Genomic DNA, 2,382 nt, shown 5'->3' with positions numbered 1-2,382 from the left:
CGGTATTATGTAGCATTCGCACAAAAAAGTTAGCACACAATTTATGTTTATTTAATAATTCTACTTTAAAAGCTCATATTTAAGCATTTTAGGACGAATTTTTTCTAAGTGTAACGTTCTAAGCTTAGCCTTTAAATCTACAATTTTTGGATAGAGATTATGTTCTCTCCATAGTTTACCGTATTCATTCTTTTTATATCTTTCTATACTTTTTAGTCCATTTATTTTAGTTTCATTGCTAAGCCATTTATAAATTTGATAAATTTTGCTATTTTTTCGCTTTTTATCTAGCAACTTATCGGCTACTTCCCAAAATTTAGAAGTTTGGTCGCAATCGTTTTTGTGTGAACAAATTGTATATAATAGGCAATCTTGTAAGAATTCTTTATCTTTTTGATATGCTGTACCACCATCGCTAGTTTTATATACGGTATCTATAATTCTATAATCTTTAAAGTCATCAGTTATGTATCCATTTTCACTAACTTCATCTCTTGCAGCGCAAAAAAGAGGGACAACTTTAAGCAAATTTGCTTTACTTATCCATTTTTTGCCATATTTTTCATTTGAATTTATGCTCCCAGTTAATCGCGGTGAAGCAAAAGAGAAATTTCTTGCTTCTATTACGCAAATTCCATTTTTTTTACCATCGTCTTTATAAAGATTAGAAATCGTATTTTCTACTTTTTTTATAACAAAATCATTATCTATATCATTATTGAAATGTAATTCTTTAACAGGCTTATCATTATTTCGCCAACTGATTAAAGCAATAGCGCTTTCGCTAGCATTAAAAAATTTTCTGTTACACAAATAGCACTCTTTCACTTCTTTGTTTATTAAATTTCTTGATTTCCAAATTTTTATTGGTCCGTAATGTATATAGGCATAAGGGTCATAGTATTCGAATGCTGAAAATACAAATTGTTCATCTAGGTCCTCTCCGCCCCTAGACATTTGAGTGTGCACCCAAGTTTCTTGATACTTAGACTTTAGTCCGCCATCTTTATTTGAATTTGTTTGAGCATATGGAGGATTTTCTAGCAAAATGACTGCTAACTTATTGACTTTATGCTTTTCCTTGTATGCTTTTATAGCTTCTTGGTAAAATTCTACTCCATTTTTAGATAAACTATCTAAGACTTCTACTTGCGCTAATCCCATAAAACGTATATTTGCAGTTAAAGCTTCGGCTTCGTTTATTGTCCCTAAAATTAAGTGTGAGTAAATCTCTTCATTAAATTGACTTTCTAAATTTCCAACACCAACACATCTATCAATAATTACATAATCATCATAACCGTCTTGCTTGCTCTGTTCTATTGCATTTAAAACATATTGCGTAGAAATTTGTATGTATTGTGATGGAGTAAAAAATGCACCCTCCATTTTTTGGACGTATTTTTCATTCATTCTGTCATTGTTTAGTATTAGTCTATTAATGTCTGCGTTTTTATAATCAAACGGCTTAAACCAACCAATAATTCCTTGTTTAAGCTTTCTGTATGCTTCAATTTTTGTTTTTATATGAAAAATCTTATAAATGTTTTGTATAACTTCCACCAAATCTACATCAGAATCAGATAAATCGTATTCATAAGTTTCTTTTTTGTCATTAAAAAATTTTTTAAATAAACTATGTTGTCTATACCAATTAAATCTTTTTACTAAGTTGCAATGGCAGTCATATACTTCTACCTGAAATGTCTGTAGCTCAACATAAATACGGTAATAGGGTATTTTTTCACCCTTTTGTTTTAATCTTGCAGGAATAGTAACGTAAAGCTCTTCATACGCCTTCTTTGCACCGCCTCCCTCATTTTCATTAAGCTTACACTCGATAATAGTATTTCCTATAATACCATCGCTTTGATTTTTATCCATCCTTTCAGGTTTTATGTCGTAACCTTGTTGTTTTAGCCATACATAAAAAACTCTTTGACCTGCCACTTCTTGTTCTAGCATTCTGCCTACAAGCGCCTCTTTCTTTAGACTAAGCAAATTTTCATTTAATATATTTTTTAAAATTTTCTCATTCTTTTTTTGACTCATTTTTATACTCCTTACTTATATATTAGCACCAAGTACATCTAGTATCATCAAAGCAAATGCAAAGCTAAACTTGCCTCGATTGATTTTATTTGCTAAGTTTTCTCTTGATTCTTTTACGCCTCTTTCTTTTAATAGCTCCGCTAGTCTTGGATAGTCTATATCGGCTTTTGCCATTTGTGTTTTTAGATACACCTTTGCTCGTTTTTCATATTCGGTCATTGATAGCCTTTTGATTTATATTTGTTCGTAATGCCGAGACGAATATTTTTTATGATTATATCTAAAATTTTACAATATGGCAATAAATAGTTATAAATAATCTAATAAAAT

General features: G+C 30.1%; 2 protein-coding genes. Both read right to left on the bottom strand.

Annotated features, from left to right (window positions below):
• Positions 1–60: 60 nt before the first annotated feature.
• Positions 61–2,052, bottom strand: a complete 1,992-nt coding sequence (locus H740_RS02085) for a hypothetical protein (RefSeq protein ID WP_002950774.1) — start codon at positions 2,050–2,052, stop codon at positions 61–63.
• 15 nt (positions 2,053–2,067) lie between these two features.
• Positions 2,068–2,271, bottom strand: coding sequence for a DUF6471 domain-containing protein (locus H740_RS02080; RefSeq protein ID WP_002950772.1), 204 nt, complete (start codon positions 2,269–2,271; stop codon positions 2,068–2,070).
• Positions 2,272–2,382: the final 111 nt, after the last annotated feature.

Source organism: Campylobacter showae CC57C (genome assembly GCF_000344295.2).
Taxonomy (GTDB): domain Bacteria; phylum Campylobacterota; class Campylobacteria; order Campylobacterales; family Campylobacteraceae; genus Campylobacter_A; species Campylobacter_A showae_B.
The sequence above is the reverse complement of the archived record's forward strand: the minus strand, read 5'-3'. Positions and strand labels throughout refer to the sequence as shown.

Bases quoted from the DNA above. Each gene is read 5' to 3' on its own strand.
- H740_RS02085 (WP_002950774.1), bottom strand. From the start codon at position 2,052: ATGAGTCAAAAAAAGAATGAGAAAATTTTAAAAAATATATTAAATGAA.
- H740_RS02080 (WP_002950772.1), bottom strand. From the start codon at position 2,271: ATGACCGAATATGAAAAACGAGCAAAGGTGTATCTAAAAACACAAATG.